This is a genomic window from Streptomyces sp. NPDC042346 (genome assembly GCF_055581845.1).
Genome location: NZ_JBVJEH010000002.1, coordinates 177621 through 203312, shown reverse-complemented (window position 1 = coordinate 203312; position 25692 = coordinate 177621). Strand labels below are relative to the sequence as shown.

The 25692-nt window shown below is 73.7% G+C and carries 22 protein-coding genes; 5 read left to right on the top strand and 17 right to left on the bottom strand.

Annotated features, from left to right (window positions below; translation table 11 throughout):
• Nucleotides 1–21 precede the first annotated feature (21 nt).
• Complete coding sequence (gene tpx / locus ACZ6K0_RS09550) at nucleotides 22–522, bottom strand: thiol peroxidase (RefSeq protein ID WP_376406428.1); 501 nt, start codon at nucleotides 520–522, stop codon at nucleotides 22–24.
• Nucleotides 523–818: 296 nt separating this feature from the next.
• On the opposite strand from tpx, the gene ACZ6K0_RS09545 reads away from it, so the two are divergent.
• Together ACZ6K0_RS09545 and ACZ6K0_RS09540 are read left to right on the top strand one after the other, a co-directional pair.
• Nucleotides 819–2006, top strand: a complete 1188-nt coding sequence (locus tag ACZ6K0_RS09545; protein ID WP_469234347.1) for an alginate lyase family protein — start codon at nucleotides 819–821, stop codon at nucleotides 2004–2006.
• 145 nt (nucleotides 2007–2151) lie between these two features.
• A complete protein-coding gene (locus ACZ6K0_RS09540) occupies nucleotides 2152–2307 on the top strand; it encodes a hypothetical protein (RefSeq protein ID WP_469234094.1) in 156 nt (51 codons plus the stop codon).
• A gap of 62 nt (nucleotides 2308–2369) precedes the next feature.
• Here ACZ6K0_RS09540 and ACZ6K0_RS09535 read toward each other — a convergent pair whose 3' ends face one another.
• From ACZ6K0_RS09535 to ACZ6K0_RS09480, 12 genes are all read right to left on the bottom strand, one after another.
• Entirely contained in the window at nucleotides 2370–3602 is a 1233-nt protein-coding gene (locus ACZ6K0_RS09535) for an NADase-type glycan-binding domain-containing protein (protein WP_469234096.1), read from the bottom strand.
• 5 nt (nucleotides 3603–3607) lie between these two features.
• On the bottom strand, nucleotides 3608–4177 hold the full coding sequence (locus ACZ6K0_RS09530) for a phage tail protein (RefSeq protein WP_376406420.1): 570 nt from the start codon (nucleotides 4175–4177) through the stop codon (nucleotides 3608–3610).
• Nucleotides 4174–6162 carry a putative baseplate assembly protein gene (locus ACZ6K0_RS09525; RefSeq protein WP_376406418.1) on the bottom strand — a complete coding sequence of 663 codons (1989 nt, stop codon included), beginning with the start codon at nucleotides 6160–6162 and terminating at the stop codon, nucleotides 4174–4176. Before ACZ6K0_RS09525 ends, ACZ6K0_RS09530 begins: the two co-directional genes overlap by 4 nt.
• Before the next feature lie 11 nt (nucleotides 6163–6173).
• On the bottom strand, nucleotides 6174–6572 hold the full coding sequence (locus ACZ6K0_RS09520) for a GPW/gp25 family protein (RefSeq protein ID WP_024759521.1): 399 nt from the start codon (nucleotides 6570–6572) through the stop codon (nucleotides 6174–6176).
• 13 nt (nucleotides 6573–6585) lie between these two features.
• Complete coding sequence (locus ACZ6K0_RS09515) at nucleotides 6586–8400, bottom strand: VgrG-related protein (RefSeq protein WP_376406415.1); 1815 nt, start codon at nucleotides 8398–8400, stop codon at nucleotides 6586–6588.
• Nucleotides 8397–9137 (bottom strand): CIS tube protein, encoded by a 741-nt coding sequence (locus ACZ6K0_RS09510; protein ID WP_376406413.1) that lies wholly within the window; start codon nucleotides 9135–9137, stop codon nucleotides 8397–8399. The genes ACZ6K0_RS09515 and ACZ6K0_RS09510 overlap by 4 nt, the downstream gene beginning before the upstream one ends.
• A 1-nt stretch (nucleotide 9138) precedes the next feature.
• Nucleotides 9139–9576 carry a phage tail protein gene (locus tag ACZ6K0_RS09505; protein ID WP_376406411.1) on the bottom strand — a complete coding sequence of 146 codons (438 nt, stop codon included), beginning with the start codon at nucleotides 9574–9576 and terminating at the stop codon, nucleotides 9139–9141.
• 100 nt (nucleotides 9577–9676) lie between these two features.
• On the bottom strand, nucleotides 9677–10879 hold the full coding sequence (locus ACZ6K0_RS09500; RefSeq protein ID WP_469234099.1) for a hypothetical protein: 1203 nt from the start codon (nucleotides 10877–10879) through the stop codon (nucleotides 9677–9679).
• Between the two features lie 1713 nt (nucleotides 10880–12592).
• Nucleotides 12593–12745 carry a DUF6760 family protein gene (locus ACZ6K0_RS09495; RefSeq protein WP_376406407.1) on the bottom strand — a complete coding sequence of 51 codons (153 nt, stop codon included), beginning with the start codon at nucleotides 12743–12745 and terminating at the stop codon, nucleotides 12593–12595.
• Complete coding sequence (locus ACZ6K0_RS09490; protein WP_055639579.1) at nucleotides 12742–13161, bottom strand: hypothetical protein; 420 nt, start codon at nucleotides 13159–13161, stop codon at nucleotides 12742–12744. The genes ACZ6K0_RS09495 and ACZ6K0_RS09490 overlap by 4 nt, the downstream gene beginning before the upstream one ends.
• Nucleotides 13161–13604 carry a phage tail protein gene (locus ACZ6K0_RS09485; protein WP_024754772.1) on the bottom strand — a complete coding sequence of 148 codons (444 nt, stop codon included), beginning with the start codon at nucleotides 13602–13604 and terminating at the stop codon, nucleotides 13161–13163. The genes ACZ6K0_RS09490 and ACZ6K0_RS09485 overlap by 1 nt, the downstream gene beginning before the upstream one ends.
• A gap of 73 nt (nucleotides 13605–13677) precedes the next feature.
• A complete protein-coding gene (locus ACZ6K0_RS09480; protein ID WP_376406405.1) occupies nucleotides 13678–15258 on the bottom strand; it encodes a phage tail sheath family protein in 1581 nt (526 codons plus the stop codon).
• A gap of 291 nt (nucleotides 15259–15549) precedes the next feature.
• Between ACZ6K0_RS09480 and ACZ6K0_RS09475 the strand changes: the two genes are divergently transcribed.
• Complete coding sequence (locus ACZ6K0_RS09475; RefSeq protein WP_469234101.1) at nucleotides 15550–17241, top strand: peptidoglycan-binding protein; 1692 nt, start codon at nucleotides 15550–15552, stop codon at nucleotides 17239–17241.
• Nucleotides 17242–17332: 91 nt separating this feature from the next.
• Here the strand turns inward: ACZ6K0_RS09475 and ACZ6K0_RS09470 are convergent, their stop codons facing one another.
• From ACZ6K0_RS09470 to rox, 4 genes are all read right to left on the bottom strand, one after another.
• Nucleotides 17333–19318, bottom strand: coding sequence for an ATP-binding protein (locus tag ACZ6K0_RS09470; RefSeq protein WP_469234103.1), 1986 nt, complete (start codon nucleotides 19316–19318; stop codon nucleotides 17333–17335).
• Nucleotides 19319–19322: 4 nt separating this feature from the next.
• Entirely contained in the window at nucleotides 19323–20009 is a 687-nt protein-coding gene (locus ACZ6K0_RS09465) for a Pvc16 family protein (RefSeq protein ID WP_376406399.1), read from the bottom strand.
• Nucleotides 20009–20659: a helix-turn-helix transcriptional regulator gene (locus tag ACZ6K0_RS09460; RefSeq protein WP_376406397.1), complete on the bottom strand. Its 651-nt coding sequence runs from the start codon at nucleotides 20657–20659 to the stop codon at nucleotides 20009–20011. The genes ACZ6K0_RS09465 and ACZ6K0_RS09460 overlap by 1 nt, the downstream gene beginning before the upstream one ends.
• A gap of 433 nt (nucleotides 20660–21092) precedes the next feature.
• Nucleotides 21093–22520 (bottom strand): rifampin monooxygenase, encoded by a 1428-nt coding sequence (gene rox / locus ACZ6K0_RS09455; protein ID WP_469234349.1) that lies wholly within the window; start codon nucleotides 22518–22520, stop codon nucleotides 21093–21095.
• A 260-nt stretch (nucleotides 22521–22780) separates the two neighbouring features.
• Here rox and ligA point away from each other — a divergent pair, with 260 nt between their 5' ends.
• Together ligA and ACZ6K0_RS09445 are read left to right on the top strand one after the other, a co-directional pair.
• Nucleotides 22781–24856, top strand: a complete 2076-nt coding sequence (gene ligA / locus ACZ6K0_RS09450; RefSeq protein WP_469234105.1) for an NAD-dependent DNA ligase LigA — start codon at nucleotides 22781–22783, stop codon at nucleotides 24854–24856.
• Between the two features lie 182 nt (nucleotides 24857–25038).
• Nucleotides 25039–25686, top strand: coding sequence for a TetR/AcrR family transcriptional regulator (locus ACZ6K0_RS09445; protein ID WP_376406393.1), 648 nt, complete (start codon nucleotides 25039–25041; stop codon nucleotides 25684–25686).
• The last annotated feature ends 6 nt before the right edge of the window (nucleotides 25687–25692 follow it).

Here is a 25692-nt window from a genome sequence, read left to right as displayed (position 1 = left end):
CGGGCGGCGACTGCGCGGCGACTACTTGAGGACCGAGAGGGCCTCGTCGTAGCCGGGCTCGTCGGCGATCTCGCCCACGAGCTGCGCGTGCAGGACGGTGTCGTTCTCGTCGAGGACGACGACGGCGCGCGCGGTCAGACCGGCCAGCGGCCCGTCCGCGATCTCCACACCGTAGTTGGTGTGGAACTCGCGGCCCCGGAGCGTCGAGAGGTTCTTGACGTTCTCGAGACCCTCGGCGCCGCAGAAGCGGGCCTGGGCGAAGGGCAGGTCGGCGGAGATGCAGAGCACCACCGTGTTCTCCAGCTCGCCGGCCTTCTTGTTGAAGGCGCGGACGGAGGAGGCGCACGTCGGGGTGTCGACGCTGGGGAAGATGTTGAGGACCTTGCGCTGACCGGCGTAGTCCTTCAGCGTCTTGTCCGCCAGCCCCTCGGCGACGAGCGTGAAGTCGGGAGCCTGGCTGCCGGGAACCGGCAGGGCGCCGTTGACCTGGACGGGGCTGCCCTTCAGCGTGACCTGGGCCATGGGAGATCTCCTTCGGACGGTGTGAGTGGCAACGCGGGAAATCGTACGGCGTGCGGACCTGCGCCGATGACACGGGCCATGGCGGCGGGCCGGGGAGGGCCGACCGGCGGCGTCCGGCTCGGGGGACTCCCGGCCGTTCACGTACATGAACAGCGTTTCGGTCCAACGTCTCGAACGCCCTTGACGGCAATGGTTCAGACCTTTAGGTTCCCCACTCGACAGGCGTCCCGCGTTCACATACATGAAGAAGGGGTAACCCCTTGTCCAGATGGCGCGATGAATCCCGTACGGCACGCATCCGAAGGCGTTCGCTGCTCTCCGCCCCCCTGCTGCTCACCGCCCTCCTCGCCGCGCTGCTCGCCGGCCCCGCCGGCGGCCGTGCCGAGGCCGCCCCCACGACCTTCGTCCACCCCGGTGTCCTGGTCTCGCGGGGCCAGCTCGACTTCACCCGGGAGAAGGTCAACGCCGGGGCGCAGCCCTGGAAGGGCGCCTTCGACCAGATGATGGCGAGCAAGTACGCCTCGCTGTCCCGGGTCCCCAAGCCCCGCGCGGTCGTCGAGTGCGGCTCGTACTCCAACCCGAACCTCGGCTGCACCGACGAGCGCGAGGACGCCATCGCCGCGTACACGCTCTCCCTGGCCTGGTACATCACGCGCGACGACCGGTACGCCCGGAAGGCGATCGAGATCATGGACGCCTGGTCCGGTGTGATCACGGACCACACCAACTCCAACGCGCCCCTGCAGACCGGCTGGGCGGGCTCCTCCTGGCCGCGCGCCGCCGAGATCATCCGCTACACCTCCACCGCCTGGCCCCAGGCCCGCGTCGACCGCTTCAAGACGATGCTGCGCACCGTCTACCTCCCCGAGGTGACCAACGGCTCCCACTCCAACGGCAACTGGGAGCTCAGCATGACCGAGGCCGCGATCGGCATCGCCGTCTTCCTGGAGGACCGCGCCGCCTACGACAAGGCCGTGGGCAAGTTCCGCGGCCGCGTCCCCGCGTACATCTACCTCGCGAGCGACGGCGCCCTCCCGAAGGCGGCGCCGGGCAGCGGCCTCGACACCCGCGACGAGCTCGTCAAGTACTGGCAGGGCCAGACCACCTTCGTCGACGGACTCACCCAGGAGACCTGCCGCGACCTCACCCACACCGGGTACGGCCTGGCCGCCATCTCCCACATCGCCGAGACGAGCCGCATCCAGGGACAGGACCTCTACCCCGAGGTCGCCGACCGGCTGCGCCACGCCCTCGGCCTCCAGGCCAAGTACGAGCTCGGCGAGCCGGTCCCCGGCTGGCTCTGCGGCGGCACCCTCCGCGACCACCTCGGGCCGGTCACCGAGGTCGGCTTCAACGCGCTGCACGACCGCATGGGGTACGCCATGACGAACACGCAGCGGCTCACCGAGGCCAACCGCCCGGCGGGTACGAACAACCTGTTCGTCGCCTGGGGCACCCTCACCCACGCCGCCAACCCCCGCTGAACACCCGGCGAACTCCCCTGAGTACGCGCTGAGTACCCGCGCCCGTCTCTGAGTACGACAGACAGCTGCTCGACGGGCGCGGGGCGTGCGACAGTACTCCGACGGAGCCGGGGGGCTCCACGAGTGAGCGCGGGGGGCGACGGCCGTGGATCTGTTCGACGGTGAGCTGGGCGGAAGAGACGACAACAACGTGGAAGCCGGGGGCAGTTGCTCCTGGGTCACCGTGGTGGTCATCGGCGTCGTGGTCCTGATCGTGGTGCTGATGAACTGGCTCTGGGACCTGCTGCACCGCCTGATCTGAGCCGCCGGCACGCTGCTTCGAGGAGCAGCGGGTGACCCGTCCCGACGGCCGGCGAACCGGCGTCAGGACACGGACCTGCCGAAGAACTCCAGCTCCGCGATGGCCACCTGCTTGCGCGGGTCGGCCCGCCACGCCGTGCGCAGGACGAGGCGCACCGACAGCGCGTCACGCACCCGCAGGTCGACGCGCTGGGTGCCGCCGTCGTTGATGAGGTGCTGCGAGACGCGCGTCTCGCCCGAGGCGTCCTTGACCACGAGCTCGAAGGTGCGCGGGGTCGCCTGCCCGTCCGCCTGCGTCGTGTTCTTCGCGCTTCCCGGGGTGATCAGGACGCTCAGCAGATCGGTCGGCTCGGCGAAGACGGCCTCCAGGTACTGGCCCGCCGAGTCACCCGCGTAACCCGTGCCCCACCAGGTGTTGGAGTACCCGTCGCCCGCCAGCTTCGGGTCCTGCTTCGGCGCGGAGTGGGAGGCCGCCCAGTTGACGGGATGGACCGGGACGCGCGTGGCGAAGTGGTCCTGGACCGCGCGGGCGGCCGGCGGGCCGCCGACGAACCCGCCGACGACGACCGCCACGACCGCCGTCGCGATCAGGGCGCGGACGATCCAGCGGCCCCGGTCGCGGGTGAGCCCGGGACGCCGGCCCGCGTACGGGCCCTCGGCCGTGGACAGCCGCTCGGGGACCATGGGCGTCGCGCAGTACCGGCAGAAGTGCCGGCCCGGAGTGTTCGCGAGCCGGCAGGCCGGGCACGGGGTGCCGCCCTCGACGGGGGCGGGCGCCGCGGCGGACCTGGTCGCGGGCCGCGCCGCCTCCGGGCGTGCCGGGAGCACGGGAGCGGCGACGGCCGGCTCCGCGGGCCGGCTCCCCGGGACGGGGACGAGGAGGGAGCGTGCGACCGTGTCCGAAGCCCCCTCGGACACCGGCCTCGCCTCGGACACGGCGGCGGGCGCAGGCGCGGGCTCGGGTGCTGACGCGGTCGCGGACACGGGCGCCTCGCGGGACGGGTCCACGGCGGGCAGCGGGGCCGTGACCTCCTCGGATCCGGCGGCGGGCGCGCCTTCCCGGACGTCCGGCGCCTCCGGATCCGGTCCGGCCGCGGCGGGCGCCGGCTCCTCCCGGTCCGGGGCGGCGGCGTCCGGCGCCGCGGCGGAAGCACCGGCGGAAGCGCCGACGGGGGCTGTCGCCGCCGGCGCGTCCCAGCGGAGGAACGCCCCGCAGCTGTCGCAGAACGACTGGTCCGCCGCGCGGACCGGGCTCGCGCAGTCCGGGCAGGGGCGGGACAGGGACGCGTCACTCATGGGGGTCAGGCTCCTTCGGAAGTACGGGAAGTGGTCACCGAGACCGTGAACGGCAGGTGCGCGGGGCGGGCCGCGCCCACGACCGCGCGCAGCCGGTGCGGATCGACGGCGGCCGGGTCGGCGACCCGGAGGACGACGTGCAGCCCGGCCACGGGCGCCCCGGGGAACGGGCCGAGCGGGCGGCCCGACCAGCTCGCACCACCGCTCTCGGTGATCTCCGGCGGGACGCCGAAGGCGAGCCGGACCGCCGCCGCGAGACCCTGCCGGGTGCCGCGGACCCGGTGCAGCGCCACCGCGGAGGCGACCGCGTGGCGGCGCAGCGGAAGCGGCTCGGTGCCGTCCAGCTCCGCGCCGACCCAGGTCGCGAGGTAGTCCACGAAGTCGGCGGGGGCCAGCGCGGGCGAGAAGTACGCCTCCAGCGAGTCCAGGACGGTGAACAGCGGAGCGAGGACCACGTCCAGGCCGGCCACGAACCGCTGCCCGAAATCGTCCTCGGCGTAGACGGCGGGCAGCGCCGCCCCCAGCGGGTACGGGGTCGCGAGCCCGGGCACCGTACCCCGCGCGGACCCGCTCACCGCGCCTCGATCACACGCACGCGGTGGTCGAACGGGAAGAGCAGCGCCGAGGGCGACAGCTCGATCCGGTCCGTCGTGTCACCCCGCCGTCCCGTCAGCGGATCCGCCGGATGCAGCAGGACCTCGTCCACCAGCTCCACGCCCGGCACCCGCTGGAGCGCCGCGAAGACCTCTCCCGCCCGCAGCGGGCGCCCGAACGGCCAGCCCTCGCCGTGCGCCCCGCCCGTCAGCGGGTCCAGGTACGCGTACAGCATGTCCAGCGCCTCGGCCCGTACGCGCTCCGCCTCCGCCGCCCGGAACGAGTGCAGCGTCGCCACCACCGTCACCCCCTGGTAGAACGGCGGCCCCACGGCGAGCCGGGTGCCCAGCGGGCGCCGCTCGTCGAGGAATCCGGTCACCCGCGAAAGGAGCTCGTCGCCCGGCACGAGCTGCTCGAACCGCAGCCGCCCGCCCCGGTCCGGCACCGCCTGCGGCACCACCAGGACCCGGACCGCGTTGTCGCCGGCCTCGGCCGCGTCCGCCGCCAGACAGGCGATCCGCGCGGCCTCGGGCGCGGCCCGCCGCGCCAGCTCCTCGTAGTCGCGGGCGGTGACGGCCCGCTCCTGCGCCCGCAGGGTGATGGGCGCGCGGGCCTTGGCCTCCTCGACGGTCTCCCCGTCGACCCCGCCCCGCGCCGCCTCGCGGTTCTCCACCCGCGCGATGTACGGGATGGAGCTGCGGAGCACCGTGATCGTGGAGCGGGCCACATTGCCCGCCCGGCCGCCCCCGGTGCCGTACCGGGCGGCGCGGATCGCCGCGCCCTTCGGCGGCACGGCCCCGAACTGCCGCAGCGTGCCGTCCGGTTGGCGCACGCACGGGCCGAAGGCGATCTCGCCGGTCGTCGCGTCCAGCGTGCAGTGCCGGTCGCCGGGGCGCGAGGAGGCGAAGTCGCGGACCACGGTCCACTCCTGCCAGCCGCCCTCGGGATCCTCCTCGTCCACGTCGCCGCCCGCCCGCTCGGCGACCTGGAGGAGCAGCGGAGGCCGGTCCACGACCGGCGCGTGCGCGAGCCGCACCCGCTGCCCCGGGACGCCCTCGGACGCGCCCAACTGCTCGCTCCGCACCGTCTCGGCGTGCGCCGCGCGGACGGTGCCGCCGATGGTGAACGCGCCCGCCGCCCGTACCGTCGGCGACTCGCTGTAGGACGGCAGACCCTCGACGGGGTCCACGACACGACAGCGCACCCAGCCCGCCGCATGCCCGCCGAGCCGCGACACCGCGTGCCCCGACGGCATGTGCAGCACCACCTCGCCCGGCCGGTTCAGCCCGCCCGTGGAGTCCTCGTCGACCTCGCACACGGTCCAGCCCTCGGCCGCCGTCCACGCCTCCCACACGAGCGGCGGCCGGCGCGGGTCCACGCCGACGCCGTCGACGCGGCTGTCCAGGTCGAGGACGAGCACACAGTCCGGCACGGCCGCCGAAAGCCCGAGGAGCAGCAGGTCGCCGACGCGCGGCAGCGGCGAGAACGCGGGGACGTCCTCACCGCCCCGGAGGTCCTGCGAACGGTCCTCGGGCGTGCCCCCCGCCTCCTGCCGCAGGAGGTGCGTCAACTCGCAGGGCACGACGGTCAGATCGGCGCTCGTCGCGAAGACGACGGCCTCCTCCGTCTCCGTACGCCCGGTGGAGACCTCCGTGCCGGCGGGCAGCAGCACCGGCTCGGGCTGCGGCGCCGACAGCCGGAACGTGATGTCGGCACGGGCGGCGGACGGCGGGAAGAGCGTCACGCCCAGCAGGTCGAGGAAGGCCAGATGGTTCTTCTCCGGAACCCGGTTGAGACGGTAGACGAGCTGGTCCGCCATGTGCGCGACGGCCTCCACCAGCGTGACGCCAGGGTCCGAGACGTTGTGGTCGGTCCACTCGGGGCACGCCTGCTGGATGTAGCGCTTGGCGTCGTCGACGAACTGCTGGAAACGCCGGTCGTCGAGATGGGGTGCGGGCAGGGCCATGGGTGGCTCTTTCAGTCCTCGGAGGGGATGACGTAGAAGGGGAAGACGAGATTGCGCGGGTTGTTGGCGCCGCGCACCCGGTAACGGACGTCGATGTACAGCGTGGTCGGGTCCGTGGGCGCCGGGGCGACCGTGACGTCCTCCACCTCGATGCGCGGCTCCCAGCGGTCGAGCGAGGACATCACCTCGTACCGGACCCGGCCCATCGTCGCGTCGTTGACCGGAGAGAACACCAACTCGTGCACCGCGCAGCCGAATTCGGGCCGCATCGGACGCTCGCCCGGCGCCGTGGCGAGCACCAGGCGCATCGACTCCTCGATCTCGCGGTCGCGCCGGACGAGAGCGATCGAGCCGCTCGGACCGGTGCGCAGCGGGAACGCCCAGCCCGCGCCGACGAAGTGTTCGCTCATGGGTCGGTCCTCCTCAGAAGGGCAGGTTCGCCGCGATGGGGTTGGGCATCGGCACGGTCGAGGTGATGAAGGCGGGTGCGTTGACGACGGCCTGGGTCAGGGCCGAGACCTTGAACTTCGCCCCGGCCTTGATGTCCACGCCGAGCCCCGCGTTCAACTGGATGCGCCCCTTCGCCGAGAGCGTCAGATCGGTCCCCGACTCGACCGTCACCCCCCGGGCCCCGGAGATCGTGACCGTCCCGTCGCTGTCGATGGTCAGGGTCGTCCGGGCCTCGTTCAGCTCGACGCTCAGTCCCCCCTTCGCGGTGCGCAGCCGGATGCCGTGCGAGGCACGCGTCCGGCCGCCCTCCTCGCGCAGCTCCACCGTGTGACCGGTACGGGACGTCATCGCCCGCCACTGCACCCGCCCGCTCGTCGGATCCACCGGCGGTACGCGGTCGGTGGCCGGGGTGTGCCGGTCGACGCCGTTGTACAGCCCCGCCAGGACGTAGGGATGCTCCAGCGACCCCCGGTCGAAGGCGCACAGGACCTCGTCGTCCACCTCGGGGAGGACGAGACCGCCGCCCCCGCGCCCGCCGAGCTGCGCGACCCGGCACCAGCCGCTCTCGTACGTCGCCGACAGCCACGGGAACCGCAGCCTGACCCGGCCCAGCGACAGCGGGTCCTTCGTGTTCGTGACCAGCGCCACCGCCACGCCCGGCATGGGCGGCGCCGGCTCGCCGCCGCCGGATGCCGTCCCGTACAGCGAACGGAACTGCCGCCCGGACACGGTCAGCCACGTGGTGAACTGCCGCCCCGAGGCGAAGACATGACGCACCCCCGTCGCCGTGTAGCGCCCCTCGAAGGGGAAACCCGCGCCCTTCACGGCCACCGGCTGCCCCGGCTTCAGCGCCGGATTGCCCGTGACGGAGACCTCCACCTCTGCGAACGACCCGGTGACGTCGTCCGCGAGCGCGGCGGCGGCCTGCGCCACCTCCGACTGCGTCGTGAACGGCGTGCCGGTCGCGGCGAGTTCCGCCGGACCGAAGGGCGCCGAGAGCTGCGCCGGGGTGATGTCGGACACGATGTCCCGGCTCGCCACGGCGGGCGTCGGCGAGGACAGCGCCTGCTTCGTACGGGGGTCCCAGCCGCGCACGTCGACCTTGCCGACCTGCCCCGCGGCCGTCACCGACACCCGGCTGTGCAGGGTGTTGGAGCCGAAGTCCAGGACGTACGGACTCTGCGCGGCCGGCGTGGTGTCGGCCGGCGCGGAGGAGGCCGGGGGCAGCGCGGCGAACACGAGCCGGCCCGCCGGGTCGAGGGACAGCCGGACGTCGTTCTCGCGCGCGAGCCGGGACAGGAAGTCCCAGTCGGTGATGTTGGGCTGGGTCGCCAGCTCGTACACCGTCGGTGTGGCGTCGACCTTGCCGAGCGGGATCCGGTTCAGGGACGCGAGCTTCCGGACGATGTCCGAGGCGGTCATGTTCGGGTAGCCCTCGACGCGCCGGCTGCGCAGAAGGCGGTGGCCGGGGTCGTACCCGCGCACGATCAGGTAACGCCCGTGGCCCGGCGCCGCGTCCACCTCGACGGCGGTGACCTCACCGGTGAGCATCGGCTCGCCCAGCCGGCCGTCGGTGAACGGGGACAGCACCGCCATGGCCCCGACCTTCAGATAGGGGAACTTCGCGGTGAGAGTGCCGTCCTTGTCGCTGAACGTCAGCTGGAAGGCGGAGGGGACGTTGACACTGGCATCCACCCAGCCCTCGGTGAGCCGGACCGCGAGCGGGTCCGGGAGCGGTGTGCCGTCGAGCTGCACGTGCAGGACGGTGGTGAAGGTCTTCTCGCTCATGAGGTGCCCTCGGTCTCCGGCGTTTCGGTGGTGGACGGGAGCAGCAGTTCCGTGCCGGGGCGCAGCCGCATCGGGTCGTCGATGCCGTTCGCCTCGGCGATGACCCGCCAGCGGGTCGCGTCCCCGTACTCCCGCCAGGCGAGGGAGGCCAGGGAGTCCCCGGCGACCGTGCGGTGCACGCGCCGCGCAGAGAGCGCGCCCGAGGTCGGGTTCTGCCCCTTGGTGGCGGTCGACACCTCGGTGAGGGAGAGCGAACAGGTGGCGCGGATCGGAATGCCGCTGGGGCTGAAGAGGGTGTACGTCGCCGAGACGGAGGTGACGTACGCGACGAACCGCACCGTCGAGAACGACCCCCAGGAGAACTTCACCCACGGCGGCGACGGCGCCTTCGCGCTGATCGACTGCTGCGTCACCTCGCAGCAGGACAGCAGCAGTTCCACCTGCTGCTGCACGTCGTTGGAGGTCGGGTCGCCGGAGCGGTCCAGGAAGACGTCCAACTGGAGCTTGGCCGGCTCGCTGCCGGTGAACTTCGGCGGCGCGCCCCGCGTGTACGCGACGGCCGGCTCGGTGTGCCAGTGCGCGGACCGGCTCAACTGGAGCTGGTCCGGGTTGAACTGGAACTTCACCTCGCCCAGCCTGCCGCCGATGGACCCGCCGAGATCGGTGGGCGGCTGATGGATGGCGAGCGAGGCGCGCGAGAGTCCGCGCGCGGCCAGGGCGCCCAGGATGCCGGCCATCTCAGGCACCTCCCGCGTCGGTGAACCCGTGGTGCGCGATCTCCAGGGTCTCGGTGGCGACGGCCGGGCTCGCCGGATCGAGCGTCGGACCGGTCCAGCGGACCGGCAGCACCTCGACGAGACCCCACTGGGCGACGATCGACCCGTCGGCGCGCAGCGCGGCGATCTGCGCGGTCGGGCGGGTGATGCCGGTGGCCAGGGACGAGATCCAGGCGGCGACCTTGGCGGTGTCGGGGGTGAGGGGGCGGGTGAGGCGGATGGTGGAGAAGGTGACGCGGGTGGGGAGCTGCCAGACGAAGCCGTTGATGCCGCCCTCCTGCCGCTGCTCCACCTCCACCTCGGAGGAGAGGCCGTCGCAGCCGTTGAACAGGCCGAGGTCCTCGCCGTCGATGGTGAGCTTGAAGAAGACGGTGGATGCGGGGTCCAGCTGCGTGGGCATGGTGGCGGGTCTCTCGGTTAGTCGGTCGGTGTCGGGCGGGGCCCGGGCGGTGCCGGACGGATGCCGGCGATGGCCCGGGGCGAACTCCGGTGGGATCCGGTCAGCGACCGTGGTCCCGGAGCCGGCCCACCCGCTCGCGGTCCGCGCGGAGCTCGGCGCGCAGGAGACGGGAGAGCGGGGTGACGAGCCGACGCGCCAACTCGTCGAGGTGGGTCGGGGATTCGGCGTCGGTGGGGAGTGGGGCGGCGGCGGCCGGGGTGGTGGTGGCCGGGCTGGTGCTGCTGCGCTGCACGGAAGGCGTCCCCGGGCTCGCGGTACGGGTGACCGTGGTGGCGCGGGGGGCCGGTGGGGCTTGTGCCGGTGGGGCAGGTTGCGCGGGCTGTGCGGGTTGGGGCACGGCCTGGGGAGCGGGTGTCGCGGGAGTGGCGGCGGTCGGGCTGGTCGGCGCGGTCGCGGGAACGCTCTGACGCTGGACGGACACCGGTCGGGCGACGGGCCGCGCCGGCGCGGGCGTGCCGATCGGGACGACGGGGCGAGTGCCGGCGACGGGAGTCGCGGCGGCACTGCGCTGGACGGCGGGCGCGGGCGCCGACGTGACGAGGGGAACGACGGGTACGACGGGTGCGGGTACGGGTGCGGCGGGGCTGCCGGGCGCGGCGAGGGGCGCGGGCGCGCGCTGGCCGGGCGCGGTGCGCACGGTGGGGCTCGCGGAGGTCTGGGGGTTCCGGGGGGAGCTCATGGGGCCGGTCGTGGGGCCGGGGAGGCTCGGGGCGAGCGGCCGCGTCGAGGCGAGCGGACGTGCGGACCGGCGCTGCACGGCGGGCGCCTTGGCCCGGGGGACGTCGGCGACGGTGACCAGGGGGACGGGCGCGGGGATGACTCCGGGCGCGGTGGGCCTGGTCGGTCCCGGTCCGGGAGCTGCCGTCGGCGCTGCGGGCGGTGCGGGGGTGGCCGAGGCGGGAGTCGGTGCGACCTGGGTGCGCGGACCGGTCGGAAGACTCGCGACCGTCGGGGGAGCGGGCGATGTGGCCGGGACCTGAGGACGAGGCGGGGTGGCGGCGCGCTGCACGACGGGGGGTACGGGCGCGGTGACGGCGGGCTGGGCAGGGCTCGCGGCGGCGGGGGCCTTCGGCGTCGTCGGAGGGGGCGCCGAGGTACCCGGCTTGGCCGGGTGCGGCGCCGGGCTCGGCGTGGTGCCGGTGGCGCGGGGCTTCCCGGGGGCGCTCTGAGCGTTGGCGGGCGGTGTTCCCGGGGTGCGCGGGGTGCGCGCGGTGCCGGGAGCGGGCGGCTGGGGTGCTGCCATCCGCTGGACCGACGCTGACGCGGTGTCGGACGGGAGAGAGGGTTCCGGGCTCGCGGACGGCCGCGTGACCGGCGCTCCGATCGGGGACCTGCGCGGTGCGGGGCTCGTACGCGACGTGGGTGCGTCGGGGGTGGAGCGCTGTACGGGTGCGCCGAGACCAGGCCGGGCCGGAGGTGTCACGGCGGCCGGACCCGGACGGGTCGCCGGCTTCGCCGAGGGCGCCTCGGCGGCCGGGCGTACGGGAGGAGCCGGGGTCCCCGGCGTCACGGGGGGCGCCGGACGTACGGGCGCGGGAGTGGGTGCCGGGGTGGCCGGGGGTACGGGCACGGCGGCGGGCGCCGGGGCCGCCGGGGGTGACGGAGTCACGGGGGCTGACGGCGGGGTGGACGCCGTGGTGTTCCAGTCGGCGCCGGGCGCGCGACGTGAACGACGTACGGGCGGACGCCGCTGCACGGGAGGAGCAGACGTGTCGCCCGCAGTGGAGGGTGTCCCGGGCCCCGCGGGGGGAGCGGAGCCCGGGACGTTCTGGGGCCGCACGGGGGCCGAGGGCCCCGGTGCGACGGTGGGGGAAGCAGGGGTGGGCGGCACTGCGGCCGGGGTGGTCGGTCCGCCCTCGGGCGTACGCGACGGTGCCGCCGCCCGCTGGACGGGAGCCGTGCCCGGTGCGGCCGTGCCACCGGGCCGCGCGGTACCGGCCGGGGCCAGCTGACGGAGCGGCTGCACGGGCCGGGCGGAGACCAGCGGCGAGCGCCGGACGGGTGCGCGGCGTACGGGTGCGGGGCGCGAGGGCGCCGCGTCCGGGGCACTGACCGTCGGCGTCCCCACACGGGGGGCGCGCTCGGTGTGACCGACGGGCGCGTCGGGCGCTGTGACGGGCTTGGCCACGGCACGCGCTTCAGGAGCCCGGACCGGGCCGCTTGTGGGCGCGGCGGCCCGCTGAATCGCCGGGGGAACCGCTCGGGACACCGGGGCGGTCGGAGGAGAGGGCGGAGCGACGGGCGCGGACGGTGACACCTGGCGGGCCGGGTCGGTCGGCCCGGCCGCGCGCGGCGCGCTCGCCCCGCGCACCGGAGCGGCCGCAGCCTCGTCCCGTACCGGACGACGACTCGTCCCCGTGTCCTTCCGTACGCCCGCCGGGGCGGTGGCGCGCTGGACGGCCGCCGGCGTGGCGCCACCGGTCCGCGCGTCACGTTCCCCACTCGAAGCCGAACGCGGTGCCGAACGTGGTGCCGAGCCCGGTCCCGAAGCCGAAGACGAACGCTGTGCCGAGACCGATCCCGAACGCGTAGCCGTAGCCGAGGTCGAAGCCGGGCCCGCACCCGAAGCCGTTCCCGCCACCGGGAGTCGCAGCCCCGGGAGTTCCGGCGGCTCCGCCCCCTCCGGGCCGGGCGCCGGCTGCCGTACGGGCCGGACCGCGTCCAAGAGCAGGCCGCCGGGCGCGTCCGGGACCGCGCCGTGGCCGAGGTCGGTCTGGAAGGAGGGGTTCCAATGCGTCGCGAGCGACGCGGCGAAGCCGTACTCCGCGACGGTGCGCGGAGCGTCGAGGACCCGCTGCACGGGCGGCAGTGCCCGCCACGCGTCCCCGGGCGCCGTGGCACGTGCCACGGACGCCGAGCTCTCCTCGGAGGCACCGGCCTCCGCCCCGGGCGACTTCCGCGCCCGCCACTTCTCGAACATGCCCATCGTCCCCGACCTCCCTTCCCTGTCCTGTCCTTACGCCTGCGCCCGCTCCACCAGCGAGGCCACCTGCGCCACGTACCTCCGCCGGTCCGCGTGCTCCAGGTCGAGGATGTCGTCCATGCCCCAGTGGAAGTGGAAGGCGAGGTACGCGGTCTCCTCCTCGATCCGGTCGACCGCGTACGTCACGATTCCCCCAGGCGGCTCCCGGCCAGCTCGACCTCGAAGGACTCCTCGCAGTGCGGGCAGGCGACGGCGGCCCGCGTGTGGCCCTCCGCGTTGATCTGCCGGTAGAAGTCCTGGAGGAACGCCAGGTCGGAGGCGAACATGTTCTCCACCGTCCCGTCGTGGACCGACGGGAGCGTGCCCAGCCGGGTGATCACCCGGCCGAGCAGCACCACGGACAGGTACGCCGGGTTCTCACGGACCCGGATGTCCCGCAGCGGGAGCAGCTCGTCCCTCGCCGTGGCCAGCCGCATCGCCCCGTTGCGGTGCACGGTGCCCGCCTCGTCGACGAACCCGCGCGGCAGCTCGAACTCGAACTCCGTGCGGAGGGGCTCCTGTTGGCGGTGCTGCTGCGTACCCGCCGATCCTTCGCGTCGCATTAACCGAGGGTCAGCTCTTCGAAGGTGATGGTGACCTGCTCGGTCAGGGCGGCGGCGTCGCCGGCCTTCGTCGCGCTCAACTCCACCTTGGTGCACCAGGCGTTGCGCAGGTTGTAGCGCTTCACCTCGCTGAGCTGGTAGTCGAGGAAGATGATGGACGCGTCCTTGCGGGCCGCACCCATGTCGCCGGCGATGGAGGACGCGATCCACTCGGTGAAGGCGGCGGACTGGGTCGCGCCGCGGGTCACCGTGCACTCACCGGCCTTCTTCACACCGGGGAGCTTCTTGATCATCGGCTTGCCGTCGGCCGAGACCTGCTGGAACTCGATGACGTCCTGCTCCATCGAGAGGCCGCTGATCTCCTGCAGGGTCTCGACCATGACGCCGTCGATCTGCAGGCCGAAATTGTGGGTAGTGAGGGCGTCACCGGTGTCGAGAGACATGGGGGATCACTCCTGTTCGTGGGGCGGGTGCTGGCGTGAGGGAGGGGCGGTGCGGTGGCGCGGCGGGGGAGGTCTACTCCTCCAGGTCGCCGCCACCGCCCTGGAACTGCGCGAGGCGGAAGACCACGAACTCGGCGGGCTTCACCGGGGCGATGCCGATCTCGCAGACCACGCGGCCGAGGTCGACCGACTCCGGCGGGTTCGTCTCGGCGTCGCACTTCACGTAGAAGGCGTCCTCGGCGCGCTGGCCGAACAGGGCGCCCTGACGCCACTCGTTGACGAGGAAGGCCGAGATGTTGCGGCGGATCCGCGCCCACAGCGACTGGTCGTTGGGCTCGAAGACGACCCACTGCGTACCGACGAGGATGGACTCCTCGAGGTAGTTGAAGTAACGGCGGACGTTCAGGTAGCGCCAGGCCGGGTCGGAGGCCAGGGTCCGCGCGCCCCACACCCGGATGCCGCGGCCCGGGAACGCACGGATGCAGTTCACGCCGATCGGGTTGAGCAGGTCCTGCTCGCCGCGCGTGATCTGGAGCTCCAGGTCGACGGCGCCGCGCACGATCTCGTTGGCGGGAGCCTTGTGGACACCGCGCTCGGAGTCGTTCCGGGCCCAGACGCCGGCCATGTGGCCGGACGGCGGAACCGTGCGGGTCTGGCCGGTGGCCGGGTCGAACGACTTGATCCACGGGTAGTAGAGGGCCGCGTACCGGGAGTCGTAACCGGCCGTCTCCTGACGCCAGGTGCGGATGTCGCGGGCGTTGAGGGCGGGCGGCGGGTCGAGGATCGCCATCCGGTCGCCCATGAGCTCGCAGTGCGCGATGAGACCGAGCTGGACGGCCTTGACCTGCTCCAGGTCGATGAGCCCCTGCTGATAGGCGGCCATCAGGTCGGGCACGGCGACCATGTTGATCTCGTCGTACGCCTCCAGGCCGCCGAAGCCGGTGCGGTCGGCGGAGTCGCCGATGAACTGCCCGGACTCCAGCGCGGCGGACGCGCCGGCCCGCGCCGCGACCGGTGCGGGCACCTGCGCGGGCGGGGCGAGGGTCACGGCCTGCGCCTCGGGCCTGGCGAGCTGCCCGCCGGCCGCGGCCTCCTCCAGGAGGATGGTCTTGGAGCGCTGCTTGACCTGCGCCACGACGTAGTTGCGGGCGCTCTTCTTGGCGGAGGCGTCGAAGCTCTCGACGACCTTCTCGCCGTCCTTGACGACCAGCTTGAAACGCTCGGCGTCGCCCTCGACGTCCTGCACCTCGACGGTGAGCGACCCGCCCGCCTCCGATCCGGCGGCGATCGCGGCGACACGGAACGCGCCGAGCGCGACGGCCTCACCGGCGACGAGCTGCGGCACGGCCGGCTCGGCGGACCCGATGGCCTGCGTGGCGCCCAGCGCGTCCCCGCCGCCGACGCGCACGACGTACGCCGCCGTGCCGCCGTTGTTGAAGAACCCGTAGACGGAGTGGGCGAGGTAGTACCCGTCCGTGAAGTCGCCGAACGAGGCCACGTACTGCGACCAGTTGGTGACGAGCACCGGCTCGTTCAGCGGCCCGACGGGCGAAAGGCCGACGAACGCGGCGACGGACGTCCCGACGCCCTCGATGGGACGGGAGCCGCTGGCGACTTCCTCGACGTAGACGCCGGGGGACAGGTAGGTGGGCACGCTCGGTTGCTCCTCGGTGGTGGGGTCTGTCGGCCGGTGACCGCGGAGACACGGCGGTTCACGGCCGCGGCGTCGGCATCGGCGTCGTCGCGGCGCTCCGACACGACCGACTCTCCTCCGAACCCGTCCCTCGCGGGAGGAGTGAACGGGCGGGCGCGAGGGCAGGAGGACCTGCCCGAAAGTCCCGTGCCCGACGGGTCGCCACAGGGGGCGTCGGGGGCACCGCATCCTGCCCGCGAACAGGGTCGTTCGGGCAGCCGCGCACCCCGCCCTCCCCCCTAGCCTTCGCCCATGACCATGTGGACCTCTCTGGACCCGGCCGATGTGACCGTCGAGCCAGGGGCCCGGACCTCCGCCCGCCTGCGGGTACGCAACACCGGGGACACCGTCGAGGAGTACCGGCTTTCGATCGTCGGCAAACCCTCGGGCTGGTCCCGGGTGGAGCCGGACGTCCTCCGCCTCTACCCGGGCAGCGAGGGGACCGCCGAGATCTCGTTCGCCCCGCCCCGCTCGTCGGACGTGGAGGCCGGACCCGTCGCGTACGGCATCCGTGTCGACCCCCGGGAGAACACCGGTGCCCGGGACGTGCTGGAGGGCCGGCTGACCGTCACGCCCTTCACCGAGACGCGCGCCGAACTGCTGCCACCCGCGCTCATAGGCCGCTTCCGCGGCCGGGCCCGGATCGCGGTGGACAACCTCGGCAACACCCCGTTGACCGCGTCCCTCGTGGCGCGCGACGAGGCGAACCGCCTCACCTTCGACGTACGGCCCAACGCCGTGCAGATCGCCCCGGGCCGCGCCGCGTTCGGCGAACTCGTGGTGCGGCCGCAGTCGGTGCGGTGGACCGGTGCCGAGGAGTCGCACCGCTTCACCGTGGCCGTGCGGCGGGCCGGCGACGACACCGCCCTCGACCTCGACGCCACGTTCGACCAGCGGCCCGTCCTCGGGAACTGGCTCGTGGTGGTGGGCGGACTCCTCCTGACCGCCGTGATCGCCTTCGTCGTGCTCTGGTTCAACTTCTCGCCGAAGATCGTCAGCGCGGCCAAGGAGATCCGGGCGACGAACGCGCCCCGACCCGCGCCGCAGGGCAGTGGGGACACGCTGCCCGAAGCGCCCCCGCCGCCCAGCGACGCGGCAGCGCCGCCGCCCGGCGGGGACGATTCCGGCGGCGCCCCGCCCCCCACCGACGGGGCGGCACCGCCGCCCCTCGAACAGGGCGACGGCGGGGGCGGCGGAGACGGCGGGAACGGCGGCGGAGGCGGTGGGGCCGGCGGCAATTCGGGCGGCGAAACGACCGAGGCCCTGCCCCGCGAAGGCACGTCGACCCAGCCCGTGCAGGACGACGGCGGTGATGCCACCGCACCGGCACCGACCACCGGCGGGAACAAGCAGACCACGCCCCCGCCCGCCCCGGTGAGGAACCAACCCCCGTGGCGCATGGGCGACGCACCTGAGCTCGTCGTCGAGTTCGCCCAGGAGCGGCTGGCCTCCCTCGACAACGCCTGCGACCTCAAGCCGGGCTGGACCAGGGGAGTGATCGACACGCGGACCCGCGCCTCCCTGATCTGCTACCAGAACCTCGTCGTCTCGGAGGGAGAGAACAAGGGGAAGAACTCCGCCGCGATCTTCCACACCGACACGGCGGGCGAGCTGGGCCGGGCCACCCTCACCTCTCTGTGGGCCCAGGGGATCACCGTCGACTCGGTGAAGCCCGGCACCACCACCTGGCAGACCACGCAGCTGATGGCGGCCTTCTGGTGGGCGATCAACCGCGGCTTCGATTCCGGCGACATGGTCGTGGCGCGCACCAACGCCCAGTACGGCATCGACCACTTCCGCTGGAAGCGGGACAAGACCAGCAAGTACAGCACCCAGGTCACCGACCACATCAAGCAGTACCAGTCGGCCGTCGGACTGCCGGCCACGGGCACCGTCGACGGCAACACACTCAAGAAGATGGTCGGCGGCAGCGTGAAGCGCTGAGCCGGCCGGCCAGGACGTGAACGGACGAGGGGGCCACCCGCACGGGTGGCCCCCTCGTCGAGGTCTCAGGGGGCACGCCCCCCTGATGTTCCTACGGTGCCCAGGGCATGCCCGCGTCGAGCACGAGCCGCCCCGCCTTCTCGTACTCGCGCCGCGCCCCGGCCCGTACGTCCGCTCCGGTCACCGCCGTGCCGCGCGCCGCCGCCAGATAGCCGGCCGTCACCGCCGCCGACCGGATCGCGCCGCCCGCGAGCTCGAACTGCGCCGCGCAGCGCGCGATCTCCTCGCCCAGGCCGTCGGCCTTCGGCGTGCCCGCCAGGCAGGAGTGCCAGAGCGCGACCCGCTGCTCGGCGTCCGGGAACGGGAACTCCACTACCAGGTCGAGCCGGCGGGTGAACGCCTCGTCGATGTTGGCCCGGAGGTTGGTGGTGAGCACCGCGATCCCGGCGAAGGACTCCAGCCGCTGGAGCAGATACGCGCTCTCCAGATTGGCGTACCGGTCGTGCGAGCTCTTCACCTCCGACCGCTTCCCGAAGACCGCGTCGGCCTCGTCGAAGAGCAGCACGCAGTCGGTGCGGTCCACCTCGACGAAGATCCGCTCCAGGTTCTTCTCCGTCTCGCCGACGTACTTGTCCACCACCGACGAGAGGTCCACCACATAGAGGTCCAGGCCCAGTTCGCCCGCGACCACCTCGGCGCCCAGCGTCTTTCCGGTGCCCGACTCGCCGGCGAACAGCGCGACGACACCGCGACCGCGTCCGCCGCCGGTGCGCAGCCGCCACTCGCCGAGTACGCGCTCCCGGTTGCGGGCCCGCCCCGTCAGCTCGTGCAGCATGCCCAGCGGCTCCTCGGGCAGGACGATGTCGGCGAAGCCGACGGCGGGCCGGATCCGCCGCGCATGGCTGTCGAGGAGCGGCGCGGAGACGAGCCGGGCACTGCGCTGCACCTGCGCGAGGGTCGGCGCGGTTCCCTCGAACGCCGCGAGGGCCCGCGCCGAGCGGGCCGCCCGGCGGACCTGGTCGCCGCTGAGGCGGTACGGCGCGGTGGCCTCGTCCAGATCGAAGTCCCCCTCCAGCACCCCCAGTTCCCGGTGCCAGAGGTCGCCGGAACCCGGTGTCACACCCGGGGCGTCGAGCGCGAGCAGCTCCGCGTCCGGCGCCCACCTCGGGTCGGGCGCGTCGGTGCCCGCGAGGACCACCGTCGCCCCGGACGAGGCCAACGCCCGTACGAGCGGACCGGGTTGCGTCGGCAGCGGCTCGACGACCACGGCGGCGCCACGCAGCCGCGCCTCGCGGAGGAGCGCGCGCGCCGCCACGGCGTCGACGGACTCCGGCCGGTACCGCAGTACGGGCCGCCCGGCCTCGCGCAGCGCGGCCACGACGGAATCGGTGGCGGCACCGGGGACGCGCTCCCGCAGGTGTACGGTCACGGGCCCGGCGGCCGCGACGCGGGCACCGAGCGTCCCGGCCGCCGTCGCCGCCGGGGCCTGGCCCGTCTCGGTCGGCGGCAGCAACTCCACACCTCTGCCGAGCAGTTCCGCGTCGAGGCGGCTGTCGTCACCCAGCAGGTGCGCGACCAGCCGCTCCGGCACGCGCAGTGCCCGTCCCGGCAGTGGCCGGTCCTCGTCCTCGACGATCAGCAACCCGCCGGAGAGCAGGGGGGCCGCCGAGTGGAAGCGGTCGCGCGCTGCCGGGTCGAGGGGACCGGTGCCGGCGAGGTCGAGGGCGAGCGCCACGGTGGCGCGGCGCCGGCCGACGTCGTCGTTGAGGTACCCGTACAGTGCCTCGAAGCCCCGGTCCACATCGGGCGCGAGGGCCGCGACGAGGATGTGCGCGTCGAGCGCCGACAGGCCGAAGGTCCGGGCGAGCAGGGCGAGTCGGGACGAACCGTCGGTGTCCGGCAGCGGGACGGCGTCGTCGTGCCCCGCCGTACGAACCGGCTCCGCCGCGATCCGGCGGGCCGTCTCCTCGGTGACGTAGAGGCCGCGCAGCGGATCGCCCGCCGTGGGGTCTCCGGCGCCGCGGGCGTCCACGAGCGCGGCGACGCGCGCACGCAGCGCGGCGATCAGATCCAGCACGCCGTCACCGCCCGCCCGCGTTCTTCGTGCCGGTCGTCCCGGTCGTGCCGGTCGTCCCGTTCGTGGTGCTCGTGGTGCTCATCGTCACCGAGCGCCGCATCATCCGGGGCCGCGAGTCTCCGGGCACGCCGTCGATCCCGCGCACGACGAGCTCCGCACCCTCGGTGACCGGCGGCGCCACCTCGTACACGGGGGTGACCGGGAACGGCGTGCTGACCACGACGTCCAGGGAAGGCTTGAGCTCGCCGCCGAGCGCCGACCAGATGTCCGCCAGCGACCGCGACTCCGCCGGCGGCACCGCGACGGAGAGCGGAAGGGACTCGGTGATCGGCCGGACCGACTCCGGCACCGCGTCGCCGGTCAGCACCTCGTGCGGGAGCAGCAGCGCCAGCGCGCCCGAGAGCAGCCGGTGTTCGTCCTCCGGCCGGGCCGTCCAGGCGGTCACCAGGTACGAGAGCCGGAACCACCGCGGCGGCTGACGCCTGCGCGTCACGATCCCGTTGGCGTCCCGCTCGGCGTAGGCACCGCGCTCCCGCCGGGCCACGTCCTCCCGGATGTCGTACAGATAGGCGTTCAGGGTGGGGGAGTTACGGCGCGCCGCCCAGTCGCGGGTCGGCGCGTCGAAGGCGATGTCGCCGGTGACGGCGGGCGCGAGCAGCCGGCGCAGCGCCTCGTCGATCTCATGGATCATCAGATGTAGCCTTCGCGGAGCGCGTACGCGACGGCATGCGCCCGGTTGGTGAGCTGGAGACGCGTCATCAGCGCGTGCAGGATGTTCTTGACGGTGCGCTCGGAGTAGGCGAGCTTCTCGCTGATCTGCCGGGTGTCCAGGCCCTCGGCGAGCAGCCGCAGCACGTCCACCTCGCGCGGCGCCATCCCGAAGAGCGGCACCGCCCCGCCGGTGGTCGTCCCCGCCGTCGTCGCCCTCTGCAGCCGCCCCACCTGGTTCAGGAGGCGGCTCACCAGGTCCGGCGGCAGCTCGCCCTCGCCGCGGGCGGCGCTGTGCACGGCGCTCAGCAGGCGCTGTTCGGTGGCCTGGTGCCGCCAGATGATGGCGCGCACCCCGTACTCGACCACCGCGAGCAGGTCGGGTTCGCGCAGCTCCCGGGCGACGAGGACGACACGCTGGTCCCTGCCGCGCAGGAGGCGCCGCAGTTCGGCCGTCGTGGGTTCGTCGATCCGGTCGGCGAGCATCACGGCCACCGCCGGGGAGTCCCGGCACCCGTCGTCCTGCTCGGGGACGAAGTCGACGGTCGGCTGGTGCCGCAGGTGGCTGATGAGCCCGGCCCTGCTGAGCGGATCGGATGCGTGGACGGTCACCGTCACCCGCTGTGTGAGCACTCCGGCTACCTGCCCTTTCCCGCGCGACACGAGGGTCCGGGTGTGGTCGGGCACCCGGGCTCGGCGGTTAAAACGGGCATGCCGGTCTCTGGCGGCCGCTGGTCGGCGCGCATGGTGGGGCCCCCTGTGTTCTGCTGGTCCGCGGCCGGCTCACCGGCCACCGTGGTCCCTCCCAGCTTCCTCAGTGGTGCTCACGTCGCGCTAACGTTCCGCTGCCGTTCATCCGACCCACCGTCCCGGGGCCTGCCATCCCATCTGCCGTGTGGCTCGCGTCACGTGAGGGGCGCGGCCCGCGTCGCCGCCGGCCGTTCGCTGTTCGCCGTTCGCCGTTCGCCGTTCGCCGTTCGTCGCTCGCCTCTCGCCTCTCGCCGTTCGTCGCCCGGAGCCGTACGACGACGGCTGCGGCCCGCTCCCCGGGCCGCAGCCGATCCGGTCAACCGGCGGCGGTGCCGAACCACTTCGCCAGGTGGACGAGCAGTTCGTCCTGGTCGTCACCGACCCATGCCACGTGCCCGTCCGGCCGCAGCAGCACGGCGGGTACGTCGAGTTCCTCGGCGGCGTCGACGACGTGGTCGACCCGGTCCGCCCAACCCTCCGCTGAGAGGCTGCCGGTCCGGTCGAGCAGCAGCCCGCGGCCACCGCGCATCAGCTCGTACAGGCGCCCCTGCTTCAGCGTCAGGTCCCGCATCCGCAGGCCGAGCAGCTCGTGGCCCTCGCCGAGGTCGTAGCGGACCCCGATCGCGGTGATCTCCTCGGTCACGTACCGGTTGGCCTCCTCGAAGTCCAGGAGCTTCGAGAACAGTTCGCGCAGGGCCTTCGGGCCGGGCCCGTCCTCCAGGAGCACGCCCTGCGCGAGGGTGCTGGTCAGGACGCGGTCGCCCTCCGGGTGACGCTCGGCGTGGTAGCTGTCCAACAGGCCGTCCGGCGCCCAGCCGTTCACCTCGGCGGCCAGCTTCCAGCCGAGGTTGAACGCGTCCTGCACGCCGAGGTTGAGGCCCTGCCCGCCGGTCGGCGGGTGGATGTGCGCCGCGTCGCCGGCCAGGAGCACCCGGCCGACCCGGTAGCGCTCCGCCAGACGGCTTGCGTCGCCGAACCGGGAGAGCCAGTGCGGCGAGTGCGCGCCGAAGTCGGTGCCGGCGACCTCCCGGAGCCGCTCCTTGAACTCCTCCAGGGTCGGCGTGGCCGGGCGGTCCTCGCTCACGTCCGCGGCGGGCACGATGACGCGGTACGTCCCGTCCCCGTTGGGGATGGTGCCGAACCGCACGACGGTCTTGCGGACGTCCGCCGTCACCGAGGCCACCGTCTCGGGGTCCTCGGCGAGCTCCATCTCGCCGAGCAGCGTCTCGTTCTGCGCGGGTTCACCGGGGAAGCCGACGCCGAGCAGCTTGCGCACCGCGCTGCGGCCGCCGTCGCAGCCGACGAGGTAGCGGGCCCGCAGCCGGGTCCCGTCGGCGAGCTCGGCGGTCACCCCGTCCTCGTCCTGCTCAAGACCGACGAGTTCGCAGCCGCGCCGGATCTCCACGCCGAGCTCGACGGCGTGCTCGGTGAGCAGCCGCTCGGTCTCGGTCTGCGGGAGCAGAAGACCGTACGGATGCGCGGTGTCCGCCTGCTCCGGCCACGGCTTGACGATGGCGGAGAACAGGGAGCCGACCGAGAACGGCTCGCCGACCGCCCGGAACCGGTCGAGCAGGCCGCGCTGGTCCATCACCTCTACGCTCCGCACGTGAATGCCGCGCGCACGCTGCTGCCGGGTCGGTTCGGTCAACTTCTCGAGGACGACGGCCCGTACACCGTGGAGCCGCAGTTCGGCGGCCAGCATGAGTCCGGTCGGTCCGCCGCCGGCGATGATGACGTCGAGTATCAATGATCTTCCGTTTCCGCAGGTCGTGGCTGAGATCGCTGATTCTGCGTCATACCCGGGGTCTTGCCGCAAGTCCCCGTGTGGGCTATACCTTGAGGAAGGCGAGGAGTGCGTGAACTCCTCGCCTTCGTCGTTGCCGGTCGCCGGTCGCCGGTCGCCGGTCGCCGGTCGCCGGTCCCGGACCCTGCCCCTGACGCTGGACGCCGGGTGCGGTCGTCGCGTCACGGCCGTTGTCAGTGGCATGGGCAAGGATGTTCCCCATGACGATCCTTTCCGCCGATGAGGCGTTCTCCGGCATGTCCAGCACGTCCGACCGTGCCGCGTACGAGGCCGCTGTCGACCGCCTGCGCGAGGCGTCCCGCACGTACTACGGCGCGGGCTACAGCCTCATGGACGACGTCACGTACGACCGGCTGCGGCTGGCCGTGAAGGCGTGGGAGGAGGAGCACCCCGACGCCGTCGCGCCGGGCTCGCCCACCGACCAGGTCGCCGACGGAGCCGCCCCCGTCGGCGACGTCGCCCACACCACGCGCCTCCTCAGCCTGGACAACGTCTTCGCCCCCGAGGAGCTCGCGGCCTGGGGAGCGTCGCTCCAGCGCCGGCTCGGCCACGAGCCGACGGGCGGGTTCACCGTCGAACCGAAGATGGACGGCGCGGCCGTCGCCGCCCGCTACCGCGACGGACGGCTCGTGCAGATCATCACCCGGGGCGACGGCGCCCGGGGCGAGGACGTCAGCCACGTCATCGGCACGATCGCGGGCCTGCCCGAGCAGCTGCCGGTCGCCGCCACCTTCGAGGCCCGCGGCGAGGTCCTGTTCACCCAGGAGCAGTTCGAGACCGCCAACGAGGTGCGCACCGCGCACGGCGGCGCGGTCTTCGCGAATCCGCGCAACGGAGCGGCGGGCACCCTGCGGGCCAAGGACCGTCCGTACCGGCTCGCCATGACGTTCTGGGCGTACGGCGCGGTCGACCTCGACGGCGGGGATTTCCTCCCCGCCGGGGCCACCCACGCCGAGACGCTGGCCGCGGTGGCGCGCGCCGGTGTGCGGACGACGGCGGACAACCCGGCCGGGCTGCACGTGGTCGCCACGCTCGCAGAGGCGCAGGAGAAGGTCGACGCGATCGCGGCGCTGCGCGCGGGCCTGCCCTTCGGCATCGACGGCGTCGTCATCAAGGCCGACAGCGCGGCCGAGCAGGCCGCGGTCGGATCCGGCAGCCGCTTCCCCTACTGGGCCATCGCCTACAAGCTCCCGGCGGTCGAGCGTCAGACCGTCCTGGAGGACGTGATCTGGGACGTGGGCCGTACGGGCGTGCTCGCGCCCACCGCGATCCTCGCCCCGGTCGAGCTCGACGGGTCGACCGTCACCCGCGCGACCCTGCACAACCCCGCCGACATCCTCCGGCGCGACCTCCACATCGGCGACACCGTCACGGTCCACAAGGCCGGCGACATCATCCCGCGCGTCGAGGCCGCCGTCGTCGAGCTCCGCCCGCAGGACGCCACCCCGGTCCCCTTGCCGGAGGAGTGCCCCCACTGCGGTGGCGCCATCGACAAGACCCAGGAGCGGTGGCGCTGCGCGAAGGGCACCGCCTGCGCGCTGGCCCCGCTCATCGAGTACGTCGCCGGGCGCGACATCCTCGACATCGACGGCCTCGGCAGGAAGTACGTCGACGCGCTGATCGCCTCCGGCGACGTGCACGACGTCGCCGACCTGTTCGCCCTCACCGAGGACCGGCTCACCGCCGCCTCCGGCAGTGCCAAGCGCGGCGCGAAGCTCGCCGAGCAGATCGAGCTCGCCAAGTCCCGCCCCCTCAGCCGCGTCTTCTGCGCGCTCGGCATTCCGGGCACCGGCCGGCGCATGTCCCGCCGCATCGCCGAGCACTTCGGCACCATGGAGGCCATCCGCGCGGCCGACGCCGAGGTCCTTCAGGACGTCGAGGGCATCGGCCCGGAGAAGGCTCCGGTCATCGTCGAGCAGGTCGCCGCGCTCGCCCCGGTGATCGACAAGCTCATCGCGGCCGGCGTCACCATGACCGAGCCGCGGCGGGAGGACTCCGAGCAGGCCGAGGACGGGCCGCTGACCGGCAGGACCGTCGTCGTGACGGGGAAGATGACCGGCCCGCTCGACGGCTGGGGCCGCTCCGAGATGGGCGCGCTGATCGAGAAGGCCGGTGGGCGCGTCGGCAGTGGTGTCAACTCCAAGACCTCCTACCTGGTCGCCGCTCCCGCCGCGAACGGCAAGCCGAGCTTGAAGGCCGTCAAGGCGCAGGAGCTCGGCGTGGAGGTGCTCACCCCGGAGGCCTTCGCCGCGCTCACGGCCGCCTACCTCGACTGACGGGGCGCGCGCCGGCGTCGTCCGCCGACAGCACCGGCGATGTCGGCCGACAGCGCCGGCGACTTCCACCCACAGCGCCGGCGACGTCCGCCGACGGCTCCGGCGGAGCGTCGGCGCGGGCCGGGCCGTGCGCCCGCATGCCAGAATGAGTCCCCTTTCGTTCGCGATCCACCGAGGTTCACGTGACCAAGCCCGCCGCCCGTCAGCCGTTGCGCAGCAACGCGCGGTCCAACCGGGCGCGCATCCTGGCCACGGCCCGGCGGGAGCTCGGGCGGAACCCCGACATCACGCTGGAGGAGCTGGCGCGGGCCTCGGGCGTCGTCCGGCGCACGCTCTTCGGGCACTTCCCCGGGCGCGACGCCCTGCTGGAGGCGCTCGCCGAGGAGGCCTCCGAGACGTTGCGGAGCGCCTTGACCGAGGGTGCGCGGCCGGCGGAACCGGCCGAGCGGGCGCTCGCGCACTTCGTGTTCTCGTTGTGGCCCGTGGGGGACCGCTACCGGATGCTGCTGGCGCTGGCCCGCCGCGACCTGGGTGTCGAGCGGGTCGCCGAGATCCTGGCGCCCGCGCGCGCCGAGGCCACCGGCATCCTGGCGCGGGGCCAGCGGGACGGTGTCTTTCCCGCGCACCTTCCGCCCGCCGTGCTGAGCGCCGGGCTGGAGGCCCTGACGGTCGCGCTCCTCGAATCGGTCAACACCGGCGAGCTCGCGGACGACGGGGCCCCGGTCGCCGTTGCCGTACTCGTCGCCGCGGGCGTTCCGGAGGCGAAGGCGCGCGTCGTGGTCGACGACGTCGCCGCGGTGGTCCTCCCGGAGGCCCCCGCCGCCGATTGAGCCCAG

Excerpts from the sequence above, each read along its gene's own strand:
- ACZ6K0_RS09505 (WP_376406411.1), bottom strand. The coding sequence starts at position 9,576 with ATGCCCACGCAGCTGGACCCCGCATCCACCGTCTTCTTCAAGCTCACC.
- ACZ6K0_RS09485 (WP_024754772.1), bottom strand. The coding sequence starts at position 13,604 with ATGTCTCTCGACACCGGTGACGCCCTCACTACCCACAATTTCGGCCTG.
- ACZ6K0_RS09515 (WP_376406415.1), bottom strand. The coding sequence starts at position 8,400 with ATGAGCGAGAAGACCTTCACCACCGTCCTGCACGTGCAGCTCGACGGC.
- ACZ6K0_RS09475 (WP_469234101.1), top strand. The coding sequence starts at position 15,550 with ATGACCATGTGGACCTCTCTGGACCCGGCCGATGTGACCGTCGAGCCA.
- ACZ6K0_RS09520 (WP_024759521.1), bottom strand. The coding sequence starts at position 6,572 with ATGAGCGAACACTTCGTCGGCGCGGGCTGGGCGTTCCCGCTGCGCACC.
- ACZ6K0_RS09510 (WP_376406413.1), bottom strand. The coding sequence starts at position 9,137 with ATGGCCGGCATCCTGGGCGCCCTGGCCGCGCGCGGACTCTCGCGCGCC.
- ACZ6K0_RS09500 (WP_469234099.1), bottom strand. The coding sequence starts at position 10,879 with ATGGCAGCACCCCAGCCGCCCGCTCCCGGCACCGCGCGCACCCCGCGC.
- ACZ6K0_RS09490 (WP_055639579.1), bottom strand. The coding sequence starts at position 13,161 with ATGCGACGCGAAGGATCGGCGGGTACGCAGCAGCACCGCCAACAGGAG.
- ACZ6K0_RS09535 (WP_469234096.1), bottom strand. The coding sequence starts at position 3,602 with ATGAGTGACGCGTCCCTGTCCCGCCCCTGCCCGGACTGCGCGAGCCCG.
- ligA (WP_469234105.1), top strand. The coding sequence starts at position 22,781 with ATGACGATCCTTTCCGCCGATGAGGCGTTCTCCGGCATGTCCAGCACG.
- ACZ6K0_RS09525 (WP_376406418.1), bottom strand. The coding sequence starts at position 6,162 with ATGGCCCTGCCCGCACCCCATCTCGACGACCGGCGTTTCCAGCAGTTC.
- tpx (WP_376406428.1), bottom strand. The coding sequence starts at position 522 with ATGGCCCAGGTCACGCTGAAGGGCAGCCCCGTCCAGGTCAACGGCGCC.
- ACZ6K0_RS09465 (WP_376406399.1), bottom strand. The coding sequence starts at position 20,009 with ATGATCCATGAGATCGACGAGGCGCTGCGCCGGCTGCTCGCGCCCGCC.